The sequence below is a fragment of the Clostridium sp. genome, assembly GCF_051650885.1.
Lineage (GTDB): Bacteria > Bacillota > Clostridia > Clostridiales > Clostridiaceae > Clostridium.
This window is the reverse complement of record NZ_JBOFRG010000253.1, coordinates 1-18,302: the sequence shown is the minus strand read 5'-3', so window position 1 is coordinate 18,302 and position 18,302 is coordinate 1. Positions and strand designations below refer to the sequence as shown.

Below are 18,302 nucleotides of genomic sequence, written 5' to 3'. Positions count from 1 at the left end.
CTTTATCATCGTTTAAGGACTTGTTATTTGGTGTGTCAGCAAAAGAAGTAACGCTTAAGCTACATGTAACTGTAACTATAGTGAAAAAAGAGACTAATGCTTTTTTCATCATATGTAACAACCTCCTAATATAAATCGTTGATATTTATGTATTATAGCATAGGATTATAGAAAATGTAATTCCATAATTTTCAAAACTATTAACTTTTTATACATAAAGTTAATTTAAAGTACATTAAAATTAAAAAAGATAATATTAAAAAAATTCTAAAAATTCAGAAAAAATAAAGAAGGAAAATTTTTTCTATAGGCTAAAAAGGCTATGAACATTAGTTTACAGTATTAAGGTAAAAAAAGCCAAAAAGAAAGAAAGATACAAAAAGGTTACATTAGCTAATTAATTCCAAAAAAGATTTTAAATGCAAAAAAGATTGATAAAAGGTGAATTTGTTAATATAATTTTTACAAATATAAAAGTATAAAAAAGAAAATTATACTGATAAAAAAAGGATTTTTAGATGATTTAGAGAATATATATAGTATTAAAATATAGGAGGAATATATGAAGTTTATAGAAGCGTATTTAGAGAAATGTTTGAGAGATAAAGGTTTTCATAAAAAAACATCATTAATTGCAGGAGTTGTAATAGGAATAATATTTTATATAATTAATGTTTTTTCAGGAATGAGTATGGATGTAGCACTAGTTACAGGAATTGCTACAATAATTACTTTTACAATAGTATGGTATGTTGTAATTAAGAGATTACATAAGTCTTTCGCGAGCCAAAGAGGATTAGTTGATACAAAAGAAATTATGGAAGATAGAGATAAGAAGCGTGAAAATGCAAAGAGATTAATGGAAAAAAGAAATTCTAAAAAAAATAAAAGAAAAAACTAAGATGAAAATTTTTCATCTTAGTTTTTTTCTTTTAAATATACAAGTACACCATTCATTTGTTATAAATTCTTTTTCAAAGATAAAACCTTCATCTAAAACAAATTCTTTTATAGAGTCATAGCTCCAAGTAACAAGACCAGAAACTAATAATAAACCATCAGATTTTAAATGAGCTTTTATAAAATCTATAAATAGTTTAGTTTCTTCTCCACCTATATTTATATAGATACAATCAAAATCAGAGGAATGGATTAAGTTTTCGCTTAATGCATCACCAACTACTGGAATAATATTATCTAAATTATTTAAATCTCTGTTTAGGATTACTTCTTCAGAAATATCACGAATATCTAAAGCAATAACTTCTTTAGCATTTCTTATAGCAGTTGCTAAAGAAAGTATTCCTGAACCAGTACCTATATCTAAAACTTTTTTATTAGTAAAATCTTCTTCTAATATGTAATTCAAAATATCATGAGTAGTTTCATGAAGACCGGTACCAAAAGCACCTTGAGATATAAAATTAATTATTTTTTTATTTTCATATTCTGTAGCATAATCAGGGTGTATTAAAACCCAGTCATTATTAAGTTCTACAGGAGGCATTTTGAAATCATCATACTCATAATTTATTTCTTCTATATTAAAAGGTTCTTTATTTAAGATAGAAGAAACAGTTTTTGTAAATTTGTCTAAATCACTAGAGTCATCATTAAATGCAACCTTTAAAGTAAGAGAAACATTTTCTTTTTCTAAGTAACCATATCCAAATTCATCTGTAGTTATTTCTAAAGGGTTTTCATAGAAAACGTCAAATATATCGTTAATTTGAAGTAATTCGACTTTTTCATCAACCTCATTAGATAGGAATTCATAAGATAATATAAACATATTAAACCTTCTTTCTAAAAAATATTCTTATAAAGGTATATTAGTATAAAAAACTTTCAAAGTAAAGGTAACCATTGTATAATTTTAATATAATCAAAAGAAGAAAGGGGAAAAAGATGAACAGATTTCAAATTAAAGTTGTAATGGTAATATGTTTTATTTTAGGAACAATAGGAATGTTTATCCCAAATGTACCATTTTATTTAAACTATCCAGGTAGAGTAGTTATGCCAGTAGCTATATTTTTAACAGTGGATGGATATTATAAAACAAGTTCTTTTAAAAATTATTTAAAGAGGATGCTTTTATTTGGTGAAGGAATGCTTTGTCTTAATGTAATCATTTCATTAATAATGAGAGTAACTATAAATGGAGAGGTACATTTTGAAAAAATTAAAGAGGGAATAGTAATTTATGGATTAATTTTAATTTTAGTAAGTCTTATATTCTTTGTTTTAAATTTTAAAGGTAAATGTTTGAGTGATAGATGGGGGATTATTATAGTCTTTATACTGTCATTAGGAATGATGCTTTTACTTGGAAAAATAGATAATAGCATAGATTTACTAAGAAGTAATATGTTTTTAGCCTTAGCAGGTGTTCTGCTTTTAGTAAATGCATTAGAAAGATCTAAGAAGGAGCTTGATAAGAAAGCATTAATTAGAGTATTAATAATTTTTTCAGTATGTATATTAACAGAAACAGCAATAATAGGTCCAGCATTTGCATTAATAGTATATGTATTTAGAAAAAATAAGAGAATGTTAATTACAGGTCTATTTGTAATTAGTGGATTATTTATTCCAGGTTTTAGTTTAAGTGAGCTATTAAAGTTTCCACAATGGATGATGTTTTTTGGAATAATATTTATTTTACTATATAATGAAGAAGAAGGAATTAAAATTAAAAAGATATTTTACTACATATATCCAGTAGTTATATATATATGTTTTATTCTGGGTATATTATTGAGATAATAAGTTTGATAAAGGAGTAGGGATATGAAAAATATAGTTATTTTAGACGGAAAAGCAATTGGAGAATTTAAAAAAGAACTTTTAGAGGAATTTGGAAAAGTTACTGTATATCATACAACTAGTATGGAAGAAAGAATAGAGAGAGTAAAAGATGCTCATATAATTTTAACTAATAAAGTTGTAATAGATAAAGAAGTAATGGATGTCTGTAAAAACCTAGAGATTATATGTGAAACAGCAACAGGTTTCAATAATATAGATATAAGCTATGCAAAAGAAAAGGGTATAGCAGTTACTAATGTAGCTGGATATTCAACACCAACAGTAGTGCAACATACTTTTGCAACATTACTTTCACTAAACAATCAAATATTACATTATGATAATTACGTAAAATCAGGGGAATATTCAAAATCAGGATTTTTCACAAATTTAGAAAGACCATTTATTGATATAGAAAATAAAACATGGGGAATTATAGGTCTTGGAGCTATAGGTAAAGGCGTGGCAAAGGTTTGTACAGCATTTGGAGTAGATGTTGTTTATTATTCAACATCAGGAAAAAACAATAATAGTGAGTACAAAAGTGTAGATTTAGACACATTATTAAGTACGTCGGACATAATATCAATACATGCACCATTAAATGAAAATACAGAAAATCTAATTAATTATGAAAACTTAAAAAAGATGAAAAAAGATGCAGTTCTTATAAATATGGGAAGAGGACCTATAGTTGTTGAAGAGGATTTAAGAAGAGCATTAGATGAGGATTTAATAAAGGGAGCATGTTTAGATGTATTTACAGTTGAACCATTACCAATAGAAAGTCCATTATTAAAAGTAAAGAATAAAGAAAAATTAATAATGACACCACATATAGCATGGGCAAGTGTAGAAGCTAGAGAAAGACTTTTTAAAGATGTTGTTTTAAATATAAAAGCATTTTATAATAAAGAAGTAAGAAATAGAGTTGATTTATAAAAATAATGAAAAAAAATAAAACTTTAGCATATATATAGTAAATATATTTAATATGGTAGAGAAAAGGAGTATGGAAATTTGGATTCAAGTGAAAATTATAGTATAGAAATTGCAAATCAAGATGATATTGAAGGGCTCAGTAAAATGTTATATAAAACTGAGGATGACCCGGAATATGAGTGGGGAATGGGAACTGAAGAGGAAAGATTAGTTATATTAAGGCGTCTTATGATGCATGAAGGAAATAGATTTTTTTATAAAAACTTTAAGGTTCTAAAAAGAAATGAAAAGACTATTGGTTTTTTCTTAGCTTTTGGAGGAAAAGAATTAAAGGTTAAAACAATAAAATCAGATATGATTATGTATTCTTATAGAGAAGGAAAGAAAAATAAAATAAAGTTTTTAATAGAAATATTAAAATATTTATTTTATAAAGAATGTACTTTAAATGAGTATTATTTATCTAATATATATATAGAAGAAGAATACAGAGGTCTTGGATATAGCTATATTTTACTAGAAGCAGTTCTAAGTGAAGCAATTTGTAGAAAATATAATAAACTATCCTTAAGAGCAAATAATCACAAATTAGTAGAATTCTATAGAAAATTTGGATATAAATTAGAAAATAGAAGCGATTTAAAAATGGTATTAAAAATATAATAAAGAAAAAGTGTGTTTTCAAATTTTGAAAACATGCTTTTTTTATTTCTAAAATTAAAATTAGTTGCATAGAAATAGAGTGAATAATATTTAGTTTTAGGAGGGGGACTTTGGATAAAATAAAAAAAGAAAAAGAAAAAGAAATTGCTGGGTTAGAAGAAATAGCTGTAAATGAGGAAGAAAAAGATGAAAATGAAAGTGAGGAGGGAGAGGAAGAAAGTAAGGAAAAGAAATCTAAGAAAAAACTATATATAGGAATGGGAATTGTAGGAACTTTAGTTCTTGGAGGATATTTAGGAGGAAGCTTTTATTATAACGATAAATTTTTAGCAAGAGTAGAAATAAATAATATTAGTGTAGAAGCTAATACTGTAAGTGAAGCAAAGGAAAAACTTAATAATTCAGTTGAAAATTATGAGCTAATAATAAGAGAGAAGGGTAAGGTAGAAAAGATAAAAGGAACAGATATAAACTTACAGTTTGATGGGGAAGAAGAATTAAAAAAAATGATGGAAAATCAAAATCCATTATTTTGGATAAGCGGATACTTGAATCCAATAGACAAGGTGTTAGATAACGCAGTTACATATGACGAGCAAAATCTAAATAAGAAGATAGATGGATTACAAATTCTAAAAAAAGAGAATAGAGTTAAAGCAAAAGATGCAAGTTTTAAATATAATGGTGAAGGCTTTGAGATTATTGATGAAGTAAAAGGAAATGAAATTGATAAAGAAAAGCTAGTAAAAGAAATTAAAAATGCAATAAAGAATGGTCAAGAAGAATTAGATATAGAAAAATTGGATATTTATAAAAGTCCAAAGTATACAAAAGATTCAAAAGAGGTTAAAGAAGCAAAAGAAGAGTTAGATAAAATGATGAATGTCCAAATTTCTTATACTTATGGGGGTAAAACCTTAGAGCTAGATAAAAAGACATTAGGGGATGCAATAAGTGTAGATAAAAATATGAAGCCTATGGTAAAAGAGGATGTAATTTTAGAATATACTAAAAGTCTAGAAAATACTTTTGAAACAGCAGGAAGAAATAGAAAATTTAAAAATTCTTATGGAAATGAAATAACTATAGGTGGAGGAAATTTTGGATATATAGTAGATAGAAAAGAAACACAAAAGGAAATATTAAATGGAATAAAAAATATAAAAAATATAAATAAAGAGCCAATTTTCAAGCAAACGGGAAATGTAGGAAGTGGAAATGATATTGGAAATAGTTATGTTGAAATAAGTTTAGATAATCAACATATTTGGTACTATAAAAATGGAAAGCTCCTAACAGAAGGTAAAATAGTAACAGGAAATTTAAGTCGTGGATGGGGAACTCCTGCTGGTGTGTACAAGCTAACTTATAAGCAGCTAGATGCAGTTTTAAGAGGAGAAGACTATGCAACACCAGTAAAGTTCTGGATGCCATTTAATGGAGGTATAGGCTTACATGATGCAACATGGAGAGGAGAGTTTGGAGGAAGTATATATAGAACTAACGGTTCTCATGGATGTGTTAATCTGCCATATAATGTAGCTCAAACAATTTATAATAATATAGATGGAAGCATGCCAATAATACTATATTAAAAAAAGTCCTTCATTAGCTTTTAATGAGGGACTTTAAATTTAAATATTAGTATACTCTTTAATGGCTTGAATAACGCCATTTTCAGTATTTTTCTTAGCTATAAAACGTCCATGTTTTTTCATTTCATCACAAGCATTGTCCATAACAAAGCTATAATAAGCATTTTGTAAGAGTTCAACATCATTAAAGAAATCACCAAAAGCCATAGTTTCTTCAAAAGAAATAGAATTTTGGAGTTGAACTTTCTTTAAAGCCTCACCTTTATTAGTTCCTTTATTAGTGAAATCAACCCAAACATCGCCTGAAACAACACAATTTAGTTTTTCACCAAAAATAGGATTTAAAATAGGATATGAATTTTTTAATGCAAGACCTAAATCCAATACTGTAACTTTAAAAATTATATCATCAATATGAGAAAAATCTTCTACAACATTTTTCTTTATATAATATTTATTTATTTCAGTTAAAGCTTCAATGGAACACGGCTTATGATAGCAACTATTAACGCCACATAAAATAATATGTACCTTTTCAAGTTTTTCACATTCTGAAATAATTTCATTTATGTAATTAGAATTCATTTTAGAAATAGAAATTATCTCCCCTTTATCAACAACCATTGCACCATTATCGCAAATATAAGTTAATTCATCACTAATAGGAGAAAAATTTTCATATAAAGTATAATAAGGTCTTCCACTTGCAACAATAAATTTTATATTATTTTCTTTTAATTTATTAAAGACTTGAAAAAATTCTTTTGGAATAATTCCATGTTCATCTAAAAGTGTACCATCCATATCGGTAGCTATAAGTTTTATCATAATATCACCCTTTCTTTCTATCAAACATATTTTACCATGAAAAAATATAAATTGCCAAAAATAATTATTGACAATAAAAGTAAAATAAGTTATTATTATCAAATAAATAAAGAGTTAAAGACTATGAAAAGAAGTAGTAAGGAAAAGGATATTTTAAAGAGAGCAAAGGAAAGGTGAGAGCTTTGCAAATAATCATTCTTGAACTTGTCTTAGAGTTTGCACAAATTTTGTGTCGGTGAAAGCCGTTATTTAAATTAAGAAAAAAATTGGATGGTACCGCGTAATTCGCTCCAAAATGCTGGAGACATACGTGGTTTTTTTATATTAAAAAGGGGGCAGAAAACATGAAAAAGAAAATTTATATTTTTGATACAACGCTTAGAGATGGAGAACAAACACCAGGGGTAAGTTTAAATCCAAATGAAAAGTTAGAAATAGCAAAGGCATTAGAAAATCTAGGAGTAGATGTAATAGAGGCAGGGTTTCCAGTAACATCTAAAGGAGATTTTGAAGGTGTTAAGCTTATTGCAGAAAATATAAAAAATTCAACTATAAATGCATTAGCAAGAGCAAATAAAAAAGATATTGACGTAGCATATGACGCTATTAAAGGGGCAAATAAAAGAAGAATTCATACATTTTTAGCAACATCTGATATTCACATGAAGTACAAACTAAAAATGTCTAGAGACGAGGTTTTAGAAAAAATAGGGAAAATGGTTGCCTATGCAAAAACATTAGTTGAAGAGGTTGAATTTTCTCCAGAAGATGCATCAAGAACAGAAAGAGAATTCTTATATAGAGTATTAGAAAGGGCAATAGATGCAGGTGCAACAATATTAAATATTCCAGATACAGTCGGATATACAACACCGAATGAATTTGGGGCATTAATTAAGGGGATAAAGGAAAATGTAAAAGGAATAGAAAAAGCAAAAATAAGTGTTCACTGTCATAATGATTTAGGCCTTGCAGTAGCAAATTCTTTAGCAGCTATAGAAAATGGAGCAGAGCAAATAGAGTGCGCTGTTAATGGTTTAGGAGAGAGAGCTGGTAATGCAGCTTTAGAAGAAATAATTATGGCAATCAAAACAAGAAAAGATATTTATGATTTTAACTTAGACATAAATACAGAAAAAATTTATAGATTATCTAGCTTAGTCTCTCATTTTACTGGGGTAAGTGTACAACCGAATAAGGCTATAGTTGGGAAAAATGCATTTGCACATGAATCTGGAATACATCAGCATGGGATATTAGAAAATAGAGAAACCTATGAAATAATGACACCAGAGTCAGTAGGTTTTAAAAAGAATAATATGGTACTTGGAAAGCATTCAGGAAGGCATGCATTTGAGGATAGAGTAAAAGAGCTTGGATATGATGTAGATAAGGTATCTATAAATGATGCATTTGTAAAATTTAAAGAAGTAGCAGATAAAAAGAAGGAAATATCAGATAAAGATATTGAAGCTATATTAAATCATGGAAGAATAAATATAAAAGAAAAATATAAATTGAAATCATTTAATGTAAGTACAGGAAATAATATAACATCTACAGCAACAGTAATGCTTGAAATTGATGGACAGGTAAGAGAAGAAGCAGCCTGTGGAGATGGACCTGTTAACGCTCTTTACAATGCAATAGAAAGAGTTTTAGATAAAAAAAGAATTGTAGCAGATTATAGTATAAATGCAATAACAAGTGGTGCTGATGCATTAGGAGAAGTATCAATAAAGTTAGAATCAGAAAACAGTAGGGTAATAGGAAGAGGGGTTAGTACAGATGTAATAGAAGCTAGTATTTTAGCCTATGTAAATGCACTTAATAAAGAATAAATAAGAAAATATTAAGATAAACGTTGCAAAAAAGATAAAAAATTATTATAATGTTAATAAAATTAAATATGTTCGGATGAAGATAGTAGGAGAGAGGGAAGAAATTTCCCCACCGAAGATGGTAATCTTTCAGGTAAAAGGACTGCTATTGGACGAGCCTCTGGAGAGACTCTATTAAAGAGCACCGAAGGAGAAAGATATAGGAAACTATATCGAAACTCTCAGGTAAAAGGACAGGGGATTTATAACAAAATCTCTATTTTGTTATACAATCTCCTCCCAAAATTTAAATTTTAGGAGGATTTTTTTATGAAAGAATTTTTAACCGCGGTGGACAATTTTGTATGGGGGCCACCATTATTAATTATGTTAGTAGGAACAGGTGTCTATTTAACGGTAAAACTAAGAGTTTTACAAGTTACAAAACTAGGACATGCACTAAAATTAGTATTTACGAAAGATACAGAAAGTGATGAAAAAGGTGATGTTTCAAGCTTTGGTGCTCTTTGTACAGCACTTTCAGCAACTATAGGAACAGGAAATATAGTGGGAGTAGCTACAGCTATTAAAGCAGGAGGGCCAGGAGCATTATTTTGGATGTGGATTGCAGCATTCTTTGGAATGGCAACTAAGTATGCAGAAGGACTTTTAGCTATAAAATATAGAGAATTTAATAGCAAGGGAGAAGTTAAAGGTGGACCAATGTATTATATCCAAAATGGATTGAATAATAAATGGCTTGCTAAGATATTTGCTTTCTTTGGAGTATTAGTGGCTCTTTTTGGAATAGGAACTTTTGCACAAGTTAACTCTATGTCAGAGGGAATGAAAAATAGTTTTAATATTCCAATTGTAGTAACAGCAGTTGTAGTAACTATATTAGTAGCTTTAGTAACTTTAGGAGGAATAAAGAGAATATCAAGTGTTTCAGAAAAAATAGTGCCATTTATGGCAGCTTTATATATAATAGGTGTTTTAATAGTTATAATCTTTAATTTTGGGCAAGTACCAGAAGCTATTAGTTTAATTATTAGAAGTGCCTTTAATCCAGAAGCAGCTCTTGGAGGAGCCTTTGGGGTAACATTTATGATTGCAATGCAAAGAGGGGTTAGTAGAGGAGTATTTTCAAATGAGTCAGGCCTTGGAAGTGCACCTATAGCAGCTGCAGCGGCAAAAACAAAAGAACCAGCAAAGCAAGGGTTAATATCAATGACAGGAACATTTTTTGATACAATAATAATTTGTTCAATGACAGGTATTGTAATAGTACTTACAGGAATGTATAATTCACCACTTGATGGAGCAAGTTTAACGACAGCTGCTTTTGAAATTGGTTTTCCAATTGCAATAATAGGAAAATATATAGTAAATATAGGATTAATCTTTTTTGCTTTTACAACAATACTTGGATGGAATTATTATGGAGAAAAGTGTATTGAATATTTATTTGGTAAGAAATTAATATTACCATATAAAATTTTATATATAATACTTGTCCTTATAGGATCATTTTTAACGATAGATGTTATATTTATATCAGCAGATATTGTTAATGGATTAATGGCAGTTCCAAATTTAATTGCGTTAATTGGTTTAAGGAAGGTTGTATTTGAAGAAACAAAAATATATTTAGATAAAATAAAATAAAAAAAAAGTCTTATGTAGATTTATTCTATATAGGACTTTTTTTTGAAAAATATTAAATTATAGATATAAATCTCTTACATTAGTTGAAAAAATAGAATTCCATTGAAGGTTATTTATTAAATAATCTCTACCAGTAGGAATAAGTGTATAATTTCTATATTCAAGATAATCTTCGTAAGATAACCCATGTCTTGATAAAATAGAATTTAAAGTAAGCTTAGTGATTAAAGCTTCTTTATAAACTTTATTATATTCATTTGATTCATTATTTAAAAGAACCTGTCCCATATGATAAGGAATAATATATTCTTTTAAAACATAGCATGCATATTTAGATGGTAAGGAATCTTGTATTTCTTTAGGCAGAGAAGAAAAGTTGCTATTAATATCACTTTCAGGTAACTCTTTAATTAAAGAAGAAAGCAAAAGATGCATAGCTGACAAATAATATGATTTAGCTAAGCTATATTTATTTTCTAAAAAGCAAATATCTCCAAGTAAAGTATAAGTATCGTGAGTCCTTGAATCTAATGAAAGTGACTTTGAAAGGGCAAGCTTTGCTTTAGGTAAGTTACCTCTTTTAATCATATCTAAAGCCAATTTTCTAAGGACTAATGGATCTCCCATAAAAAAACCTCCATAAATTTGTAAACATAAGAAAATTATAGCACTTGTAAATATTTACAACAATAGAATTAATAAGAAATATTAAACTTTTTTAATGTTGAATCAATAGTTAAAGTGGTGACAGTATGTGTTGAAATAGTGATAAATCTATTTCCTTTTAAAACATCTGAAATAAAAAGCTTTAGATTAGAAGTATCCCCTTGTACTACAATATCTACAGTCCCATCATCTAAATTTTTAGCTGTTCCAACTAAAGAATATTTTAAAGCGAGACGTTGGCAAAGATATCTAAACCCAACTCCTTGTACTTTTCCAGTTACATTTATTAACAATCTTTCCATAAAAACCTCCAAAAATAAATTTTATATAATTATAACATAAACCGTTGCATGAAAACAGTTTCAAAACTATAATATAGAATATAAAGTAAATGGAGGTATAAAATGGAAAGAAGTTTAATTTTAATAAAACCAGATGGAGTAGAGAAAAAGGTAATTGGAAAAATTATAAGTATTTATGAAAAAGAAAATTTAGAAATTAAAGAATTGAAACTTTTAAGAGCTAGTGAGGATATTGCAAAGAAACATTACGAAGAACATAAAGAAAAGCCATTTTTTAATGACTTAATTCAGTTTATAACAAGAAATCCTATTTGCGCAATGATAATTGAAGGAGAAGATGCCATAAAGAAGGTTAGAGAATTAAATGGAGATACAAATCCTTCAAAAGCAAAAGAAGGAACAATTAGAAACTTGTATGGGGATAGTATAGGAGAAAACTGTGTCCATAGCTCTGATTCAGTAGAAAGCGCAGAAAGAGAAATAAAAATTTGGTTTAATATATAAGAAATACGCTGCACTTTTGTGCAGCGTATTTTAAGATTTTAATTTAATCCATTCTTCATCATAAAGATCTAAAGTTTTTTGATTTAAATCAGTATAAATTTGACAATTCTTTAATTGCTCTTTTGTTGGATATTCTTTCTTTATATCTTCTGGAAGCATATCGAATGTTTTTGGAATAGGAGTTTGATAGCCTATATATTCAACATTTTTCAAACCATTCTCAGGGTTACATAAGAAATTTATAAATTCCTCAGCAGCTTCCTTATGAGGAGCATTTTTTGGAATTGCTAAAGCATCAAACCATTCATTTGAACCTTCTTTAGGAATTACATATTTAATATCAGGATCCTCACTCATCATATAGGCTGCATCTCCAGACCATACAGGAGCAATAGTAGCTTCACCAGATAAAAGTGCATCCTTTACTTCATCTACAAAATAAGCTAATACTAAAGGCTTTTGTTCACGAAGAAGAGCACCAGCTTCTTTTATTTGTTCTGGGTTTGTAGAGTTCATAGAATATCCCAAAGATTTCAAAGCAATAGCCATGGAATCACGAACAGAGTCAAACATAACTATTTGGTCTTTATATTTAGGATTCCAAAGGTCTTTCCAACTTGTAATAGGTCCTTTAATATATTTAGAATTATATGCAATTCCAATAGTTCCCCACATATATGGAACAGAATATTCATCCGTAGGGTCATAAGATAAATGCTTAAATTGTGACCCTATATATTTATAATTAGGAATTTTACTAAAATCAATTTTTTCTAATAAATTTTCTTTTATCATTTTTTCAATCATATAATCAGATGGAACAACAATATCATAATCACTACTTCCGCTTTTTATTTTTGCATACATAGTTTCATTTGTGTCGTAAGTATTATAATTAACTTTAATACCAGTTTCTTGTTCAAATTGTGTTATTAAAGTAGGGTCGATATAATCTCCCCAATTGTAAACATTAAGAACTTTACCTGTAGATGTTGTACTTTCTTTCATTTTAGAATATCCAAAAAGAAGACCAATACATATTAAGATAACTACTAAAAGAGAAATTATAACTTTAATATTCTTTAGTTTTCCCATTTAAATCACCTCTTGAGTTAGTTTTTTTATTTACAATTAGAAGTAAAGCTAAAACAGTTACAAACATTAGGGTAGAAAGAGCATTAATTTGTGGATTAATTCCTTTTCTAGCCATAGAATAAATTTCTATTGAAAGGTTTGTAACTCCAGGACCAGTTGTAAAGAAGGAAATAACAAAATCATCTATAGACATTGTAAATGCCATAAGAAGACCAGCAACAATTCCAGGCTTTATTTGTGGCAGAATAACCTTTCTAAGTGCATATGAATGAGTTGCACCTAAATCCATGGCAGCTTCAATTGTATTATCAGGTAGCTGACTTAATTTAGGAAGGACGCAAAGTATAACATATGGAATATCAAATACAATATGAGCTATAAGCATTGTTTTGAATCCAAAACTAAATTTAAAAAATATAAAAAGACTCATTAAAGAAATTCCTGTAACTATATCAGGATTTAAAATAGGTAAGTTATTTATATTTAATAATAAAGCTTTTCTTTTTCCACGCATATAGTAAATTCCAATAGCAGTGATAGTTCCAACAATAGTTGCAATAACTGAGGCTATAACAGCTATTAGGATAGTATAATATAATGCTTCAAGTAAAGTATCATTTTGAAGAAGAGACTTATACCAATCAAAGGTGAAGCCAGTCCATTTAGCCATACTTTTTGACTTATTGAATGAAAAAAAGATAAGTGTAACGATAGGTGCATATAAAAATACAAAAATAATAAAAAGATAGAATCTTTTTATAAAGGATGTAAATTTATTTACCATAGCTTACCACCACCTTTTACATTGTTTTCACTAAATCTTGACATAAAGGCCATAGAAATAAGAATTAAAATCATTAATATAATTGCAATTGATGATCCAAAATGCCAGTTATTAGTTGCAGTAAATTGTTGTTCTATAACATTTCCTATAAGCATAGTTTTTCCACCACCTAAAAGCTTAGAAATAACAAAGGTAGAAACAGCAGGCATAAACACCATAGTAATACCAGAAACTACACCAGGCAGGCTTAATGGAAATACTATTCTTCTAAAAATTGTTTTATTATCAGCACCTAAATCTTTAGCTGCATTTATTAAATTATTATCTATTTTTGATAATACAGTATATATAGGAAGAATCATAAAAGGTAAGAAGTTATAAACCATACCTAAAAGGATAGTGCCTTCTCTATATAATAATTGAATACGTTCTATGCCGAATAAAGAGAGAAAATTATTAATCACTCCATATTTCCCTAAGATAGGAATCCAAGCATAAGTTCTTAATAGAAAATTCATCCACATAGGAAGAATAAACAACATAATAACTAAATTACGATGTTTAATATTCATTTTTGAAATAATATATGCAATAGGAAATCCTAAAATTAAACAAAGAACTGTGGAAATAGCTGCAAGAACTATAGATTTTGTAAAAATAGCTACATATTGTTCTTGAAACATTCTTGTAAAATTGTCTAATGAAAATTTATATCCAGTAGAGGTTTCCACAGTTACACTAAAAAATATAATAATTAGTAATGGAACAACGATGAAGATAGCACTCCAAAGTGCATAGGGAGTTGCTATAAAGCTAAATTTATTACTCTTTTTCATATGCTATCTTACCTTTCTCATTACATGGATATCTTCAGGTTGAAGTGAAAGTCCTATTCTGCTATTAACTTCAGCCATTTTAGTATTGTGTATAATCCAAGTATAATCAGTATCTTCAATTTTAACTTCGATTTCATAATGAACACCTTTAAAAATAACTGATTTAACAATACCATTTAAAGTTTCAGAAGATGGTTTAACCATTTGTATATCTTCAGGTCTAATTACAACATCAACAGGCTCATTTTTTTGGAAATCCTTGTCTAGTGTTTGGAAAACCTTATTACAAAATTCTGTTTTAAAGTCATCTAACATTATTCCATCAACAATATTACTTTCACCTATAAAGTCAGCTACAAAAGCATTACTTGGTTCATTATAAATATCTTGAGGCGTACCCATTTGTTGAATAATTCCTTTATTCATAACAACTATAGTATCAGACATAGTTAAAGCTTCTTCTTGGTCATGTGTTACAAAGATAAAAGTTATTCCAAGTCTTTGTTGAATTTTTTTAAGTTCTATTTGCATTTCTTTTCTAAGTTTTAAATCTAAAGCACCTAAAGGTTCATCAAGAAGTAAAACTTTTGGTTCATTAATAAGAGCACGAGCTATAGCAACTCTTTGTTGTTGTCCACCACTTAAAGAATCAACATTTCTTTTTTCAAAGCCAGGTAAGGCAACTAACTTTAACATTTCTGTTACTTTCTCTTTTATAATATCTTTTGGAACTTTTTTGATTTTAAGACCAAAAGCAATATTTTCAAATACATTCATATGAGGAAATAAAGCATATTTTTGAAAGACAGTATTTACAGGTCTTTTATGAGGTGGGATAGAAGCTAAATCTTCTTTTCCAAACATAACCTTCCCGCTATCTGCTGTTTCAAATCCTGCAATTATTTTTAATGTAGTAGTTTTTCCACATCCACTAGGACCTAGAAGTGTTAAAAATTCATTCTTTTTAATATTAAGATTTAAATTGTTTAAAACTACATTATCATCATATTTTTTATTAATACCTTTAATTTCTAAAATGTTATCACTCATGAAAACACCTCTTTCTACAAAATATATTATTTAGAATGATGGAGGAGTAACAACCCAAACTATTTTTGCAGCTGTTTTTCCATTATTAGATATCCAATGATTCCATTTAGGTTTAAAATAAAAAGTCTCACCTTTTTTTACTTTATGAGTCATATCACCTAAATGTAAAGTTATGCTACCACTTAAAACAAGTCCAAATTCTTCACCTTCATGTGGCTCTTCTTCAATATAACGACCACCAGGGAAAAGTGTTAGCATTATAGGTTCCATACTATTCTTTTGAGCATTTGGAACAAGCCACTTTAAATTATATTTTAACTCATTATCATCAGTTTCAAACATATGGTCAGGAGTGTAAGTTACACGTTCTTCATGCTTGTCACTAAAAAATTCTGTAAGATTTGTTCCTAAAATTTCTAATATATCAACTAAAGTTGCAATGGATGGAGAAGTTAAATCATTTTCAACTTGTGAAATGAAGCCTTTAGATAATTCGCATCTATTAGCAAGTTCTTCTTGAGTTAATCCTTTTGCAATACGAAGACTACGGATTTTATCACCAATTTCCAAAATAAAACACCTTCTTTCATGAAAAAATATTTATAAAAATAAGTTTTACTAAACATAAAGTTTATATTTACTAAACAAACAAAAATTATTATAAGATTTTTAGTGGAAAAAATCAATATATTTATTCAAAAAAAATTAAAAAAATTAATAATAACAAATTAAGAGAAATGGCATAGAATAGTGATTTGTTTTAAAAAGTTTAAAAAGAAATGATTTAAAGTTTACAAATACTAATCAAGAAAAAGAAAAAATGATGGAGAAGTGGTGAATTTTAAAATATAATAAAGTTTTAAGAGAAATAAAATCAAAATAGTGGAAAAAGGTTATGTAACTTTGATATAATGAAATTAAATAAAACGAAGGGGATATATGGTGAAAAAGATGCAAAGTCTTTATAGAAGAAATGGAAAAAAGGTATATATAAAGCAACCAGAATTTAATGAAATGGAATATGTATCAATATTATGGGGTGATAAGGAGACTATGGAGGGGATTGGTGGTATATTTCACTTTACAAAAGACAAGTGGGAACCTTTCTATAGAAAGATGGTAAGTCCATCAGATGGTAAAAATTTTTATTGCCTTATATATAACAATAAAGATATCCCAGTTGGAGAAGTAAGCTTTCATGGTTATGATTTAGTCACGAAAACTGCAAGGTTTAATATAAAGGTACAAAATAAATATAGACATGCAGGTTATGGAAAAGAAGCAGTAAACTTAATGCTTGAATATTATTTCCAAGAATTTGGTGGAAATATAATGATGGATACTATAAAAAGCGAAAAGGGAATAGAGCTTGCTAAAAAGTTTCATTTTGAACAAATGGGAAAAGCTAGAGATGGATTTATATTTAGAATTACTAAAGAAAAGTTCTTTAGCGCTAATACGGGAACCAAAAAACATGTCGATATATTATTAACAGAGGATATGAGTATGTTAGATTATTCTATGCCATTTGAATTATTAAAAAAGGCAAATGAAATAGCAAAAGAAGATATATTTAAAATAAATACAATTTCATTTAAAGAAGATATAGAAATAAATTCAAAGGTGAAGCTTAATATTAAGATAGAAGAAAATGAAAATCCAAATCCAAATGTAATAATTATTCCTGGCGGATTTGATCTAAATAAAAATTCAAAAAATATAATTGATTATATATTAAAAAATTATAATGAGTGTGATTATATTTGTGCATTTGCTGAAGGGATAAATTATTTGGCAAAATGTAAAGAACTTAAAGGGATTGTAGTCCCGCAAGGTGAATTTTTAGATGGACTTTCAAATGAAGAAAAGCTAGGGTTAAGAGTAATAAATAGAAATTATACGGATAATGGAAAGATAATGTTAAGCAAAAATTTAATGGGAACATTAGAACTTTGCTTAAGCTTAATAAAAAAAGTATGTGGAAAAGAAATAGAAGAAAAATTATATAAAGAAGTAGGAATAAGATAGACAAGTTATAAGTGTCTATCTTTTTTTGCATAAAAAAAGATCGGGTAAGCGATCTTTTATATATTATTCCCATTCAGAAACATTTTCTAATCCTTTGATAGAAGACTTTTTAAAGATAGGTTCTTTAATACCGGCTTTCTTTTGAGCCGAATAATCTTTAAGGGCAGCAAAGGCAAATTTGCTTAGTAAGAAAATAGCTATAAGATTAACTATTGCCATAAAGCCCATAAATACATCTGCTAAATTCCAAACTACAGACACTTTTGCAAGTGAACCAGAGAAAACCATAAAAATTACTAAAAGTCTATATAAGAAAAGGTATCTCTTTTTTGAAGTTAAGAATTCAATGTTAGATTCTCCATAATAATAATTTCCAATAATTGAACTAAAAGCAAACAGTAGGATACAGATAGCTATAAAAATATTTCCAAAGGATCCTATCTGAGAGCTTAAAGCTTTTTGAGTAAGTTGAATTCCTTCTACACCAGGTGCAGTGTAATCAACACCAGATAAAAGAATAATAAATGCAGTGCAACTACAAATTATAATTGTATCAGTAAAAACACCTAATGTCTGAATAAGACCTTGTTTAACAGGATGAGAAACAGTAGCAGTAGCGGCGGCATTTGGAGCACTTCCCATACCAGCTTCATTAGAGAATAATCCACGTTTAACTCCAATTAAAATAATTCCACCAAGAGTTCCACCTG

Annotated in this window: 19 protein-coding genes, 2 riboswitches and 1 other annotated feature; of the genes, 9 read left to right on the top strand and 10 right to left on the bottom strand. The window is 28.0% G+C overall.

What is annotated here, in order from left to right:
- The first annotated feature begins 562 nt into the window (after positions 1 to 562).
- Positions 563 to 901 carry a hypothetical protein gene (locus ACRC28_RS12085; protein WP_438543698.1) on the top strand — a complete coding sequence of 113 codons (339 nt, stop codon included), beginning with the start codon at positions 563 to 565 and terminating at the stop codon, positions 899 to 901.
- A gap of 12 nt (positions 902 to 913) precedes the next feature.
- On the opposite strand, the gene ACRC28_RS12080 is transcribed toward ACRC28_RS12085, so the two are convergent.
- Complete coding sequence (locus tag ACRC28_RS12080) at positions 914 to 1,792, bottom strand: 50S ribosomal protein L11 methyltransferase (RefSeq protein WP_438543697.1); 879 nt, start codon at positions 1,790 to 1,792, stop codon at positions 914 to 916.
- Positions 1,793 to 1,908: 116 nt separating this feature from the next.
- Here ACRC28_RS12080 and ACRC28_RS12075 point away from each other — a divergent pair, with 116 nt between their 5' ends.
- The 4 genes from ACRC28_RS12075 (at position 1,909) to ACRC28_RS12060 (ending at position 6,011) form a co-directional block, all read left to right on the top strand.
- Entirely contained in the window at positions 1,909 to 2,769 is an 861-nt protein-coding gene (locus tag ACRC28_RS12075; RefSeq protein ID WP_438543696.1) for a TraX family protein, read from the top strand.
- A gap of 24 nt (positions 2,770 to 2,793) precedes the next feature.
- A complete protein-coding gene (locus ACRC28_RS12070) occupies positions 2,794 to 3,753 on the top strand; it encodes a D-2-hydroxyacid dehydrogenase (RefSeq protein WP_438543695.1) in 960 nt (319 codons plus the stop codon).
- A 78-nt stretch (positions 3,754 to 3,831) separates the two neighbouring features.
- Positions 3,832 to 4,416, top strand: a complete 585-nt coding sequence (locus tag ACRC28_RS12065; RefSeq protein ID WP_438543694.1) for a GNAT family N-acetyltransferase — start codon at positions 3,832 to 3,834, stop codon at positions 4,414 to 4,416.
- A 110-nt stretch (positions 4,417 to 4,526) separates the two neighbouring features.
- Positions 4,527 to 6,011, top strand: coding sequence for a L,D-transpeptidase family protein (locus ACRC28_RS12060; protein ID WP_438543693.1), 1,485 nt, complete (start codon positions 4,527 to 4,529; stop codon positions 6,009 to 6,011).
- Between the two features lie 39 nt (positions 6,012 to 6,050).
- Here the strand turns inward: ACRC28_RS12060 and ACRC28_RS12055 are convergent, their stop codons facing one another.
- Complete coding sequence (locus tag ACRC28_RS12055; RefSeq protein WP_438543692.1) at positions 6,051 to 6,839, bottom strand: Cof-type HAD-IIB family hydrolase; 789 nt, start codon at positions 6,837 to 6,839, stop codon at positions 6,051 to 6,053.
- Positions 6,840 to 6,953: 114 nt separating this feature from the next.
- Positions 6,954 to 7,135: a binding site (T-box leader), on the top strand.
- 48 nt (positions 7,136 to 7,183) lie between these two features.
- Here ACRC28_RS12055 and ACRC28_RS12050 point away from each other — a divergent pair.
- Entirely contained in the window at positions 7,184 to 8,680 is a 1,497-nt protein-coding gene (locus ACRC28_RS12050; protein ID WP_438543691.1) for a 2-isopropylmalate synthase, read from the top strand.
- A gap of 76 nt (positions 8,681 to 8,756) precedes the next feature.
- Positions 8,757 to 8,835: riboswitch (glycine riboswitch) on the top strand.
- Between the two features lie 2 nt (positions 8,836 to 8,837).
- Positions 8,838 to 8,920, top strand: a riboswitch (glycine riboswitch).
- A 69-nt stretch (positions 8,921 to 8,989) separates the two neighbouring features.
- The gene (locus ACRC28_RS12045) at positions 8,990 to 10,327 is read left to right on the top strand and encodes an alanine/glycine:cation symporter family protein (RefSeq protein WP_438543690.1); all 1,338 of its coding nucleotides are present in this window, start codon (positions 8,990 to 8,992) and stop codon (positions 10,325 to 10,327) included.
- A 57-nt stretch (positions 10,328 to 10,384) separates the two neighbouring features.
- Here ACRC28_RS12045 and ACRC28_RS12040 read toward each other — a convergent pair whose 3' ends face one another.
- Together ACRC28_RS12040 and ACRC28_RS12035 are read right to left on the bottom strand one after the other, a co-directional pair.
- Positions 10,385 to 10,954, bottom strand: a complete 570-nt coding sequence (locus ACRC28_RS12040) for a hypothetical protein (RefSeq protein ID WP_438543689.1) — start codon at positions 10,952 to 10,954, stop codon at positions 10,385 to 10,387.
- Positions 10,955 to 11,022: 68 nt separating this feature from the next.
- Complete coding sequence (locus ACRC28_RS12035) at positions 11,023 to 11,295, bottom strand: acylphosphatase (protein ID WP_438543688.1); 273 nt, start codon at positions 11,293 to 11,295, stop codon at positions 11,023 to 11,025.
- Positions 11,296 to 11,397: 102 nt separating this feature from the next.
- Between ACRC28_RS12035 and ndk the strand changes: the two genes are divergently transcribed.
- Positions 11,398 to 11,799, top strand: coding sequence for a nucleoside-diphosphate kinase (gene ndk / locus ACRC28_RS12030; RefSeq protein ID WP_438543687.1), 402 nt, complete (start codon positions 11,398 to 11,400; stop codon positions 11,797 to 11,799).
- Positions 11,800 to 11,829: 30 nt separating this feature from the next.
- On the opposite strand, the gene ACRC28_RS12025 is transcribed toward ndk, so the two are convergent.
- From ACRC28_RS12025 to ACRC28_RS12005, 5 genes are read right to left on the bottom strand one after another with little or no spacing between them, the layout of a single operon-like run.
- The gene (locus ACRC28_RS12025) at positions 11,830 to 12,894 is read right to left on the bottom strand and encodes an ABC transporter substrate-binding protein (protein ID WP_438543686.1); all 1,065 of its coding nucleotides are present in this window, start codon (positions 12,892 to 12,894) and stop codon (positions 11,830 to 11,832) included.
- Entirely contained in the window at positions 12,872 to 13,678 is an 807-nt protein-coding gene (locus tag ACRC28_RS12020) for an ABC transporter permease (protein ID WP_438543685.1), read from the bottom strand. Before ACRC28_RS12020 ends, ACRC28_RS12025 begins: the two co-directional genes overlap by 23 nt.
- Complete coding sequence (locus ACRC28_RS12015; protein WP_438543684.1) at positions 13,672 to 14,514, bottom strand: ABC transporter permease; 843 nt, start codon at positions 14,512 to 14,514, stop codon at positions 13,672 to 13,674. Before ACRC28_RS12015 ends, ACRC28_RS12020 begins: the two co-directional genes overlap by 7 nt.
- Before the next feature lie 3 nt (positions 14,515 to 14,517).
- Entirely contained in the window at positions 14,518 to 15,564 is a 1,047-nt protein-coding gene (gene potA / locus ACRC28_RS12010) for a spermidine/putrescine ABC transporter ATP-binding protein (RefSeq protein WP_438543683.1), read from the bottom strand.
- A 30-nt stretch (positions 15,565 to 15,594) separates the two neighbouring features.
- Positions 15,595 to 16,134: a helix-turn-helix domain-containing protein gene (locus ACRC28_RS12005; RefSeq protein ID WP_438543682.1), complete on the bottom strand. Its 540-nt coding sequence runs from the start codon at positions 16,132 to 16,134 to the stop codon at positions 15,595 to 15,597.
- Between the two features lie 381 nt (positions 16,135 to 16,515).
- On the opposite strand from ACRC28_RS12005, the gene ACRC28_RS12000 reads away from it, so the two are divergent.
- Positions 16,516 to 17,592, top strand: a complete 1,077-nt coding sequence (locus ACRC28_RS12000; protein WP_438543699.1) for a GNAT family N-acetyltransferase — start codon at positions 16,516 to 16,518, stop codon at positions 17,590 to 17,592.
- Positions 17,593 to 17,655: 63 nt separating this feature from the next.
- On the opposite strand, the gene ACRC28_RS11995 is transcribed toward ACRC28_RS12000, so the two are convergent.
- The coding region (locus ACRC28_RS11995; RefSeq protein ID WP_438543681.1) for an alanine:cation symporter family protein at positions 17,656 to 18,302 on the bottom strand (647 nt) is incomplete at its 5' end.

Bases quoted from the DNA above. Each gene is read 5' to 3' on its own strand.
- ACRC28_RS12070 (WP_438543695.1), top strand. From the start codon at position 2,794: ATGAAAAATATAGTTATTTTAGACGGAAAAGCAATTGGAGAATTTAAA.
- ACRC28_RS12035 (WP_438543688.1), bottom strand. From the start codon at position 11,295: ATGGAAAGATTGTTAATAAATGTAACTGGAAAAGTACAAGGAGTTGGG.
- ACRC28_RS12075 (WP_438543696.1), top strand. From the start codon at position 1,909: ATGAACAGATTTCAAATTAAAGTTGTAATGGTAATATGTTTTATTTTA.
- potA (WP_438543683.1), bottom strand. From the start codon at position 15,564: ATGAGTGATAACATTTTAGAAATTAAAGGTATTAATAAAAAATATGAT.
- ACRC28_RS12040 (WP_438543689.1), bottom strand. From the start codon at position 10,954: ATGGGAGATCCATTAGTCCTTAGAAAATTGGCTTTAGATATGATTAAA.
- ACRC28_RS12055 (WP_438543692.1), bottom strand. From the start codon at position 6,839: ATGATAAAACTTATAGCTACCGATATGGATGGTACACTTTTAGATGAA.
- ACRC28_RS12020 (WP_438543685.1), bottom strand. From the start codon at position 13,678: ATGGTAAATAAATTTACATCCTTTATAAAAAGATTCTATCTTTTTATT.
- ACRC28_RS12085 (WP_438543698.1), top strand. From the start codon at position 563: ATGAAGTTTATAGAAGCGTATTTAGAGAAATGTTTGAGAGATAAAGGT.
- ACRC28_RS12045 (WP_438543690.1), top strand. From the start codon at position 8,990: ATGAAAGAATTTTTAACCGCGGTGGACAATTTTGTATGGGGGCCACCA.
- ACRC28_RS12015 (WP_438543684.1), bottom strand. From the start codon at position 14,514: ATGAAAAAGAGTAATAAATTTAGCTTTATAGCAACTCCCTATGCACTT.
- ACRC28_RS12080 (WP_438543697.1), bottom strand. From the start codon at position 1,792: ATGTTTATATTATCTTATGAATTCCTATCTAATGAGGTTGATGAAAAA.
- ACRC28_RS12025 (WP_438543686.1), bottom strand. From the start codon at position 12,894: ATGGGAAAACTAAAGAATATTAAAGTTATAATTTCTCTTTTAGTAGTT.
- ACRC28_RS12000 (WP_438543699.1), top strand. From the start codon at position 16,516: ATGCAAAGTCTTTATAGAAGAAATGGAAAAAAGGTATATATAAAGCAA.
- ndk (WP_438543687.1), top strand. From the start codon at position 11,398: ATGGAAAGAAGTTTAATTTTAATAAAACCAGATGGAGTAGAGAAAAAG.
- ACRC28_RS12050 (WP_438543691.1), top strand. From the start codon at position 7,184: ATGAAAAAGAAAATTTATATTTTTGATACAACGCTTAGAGATGGAGAA.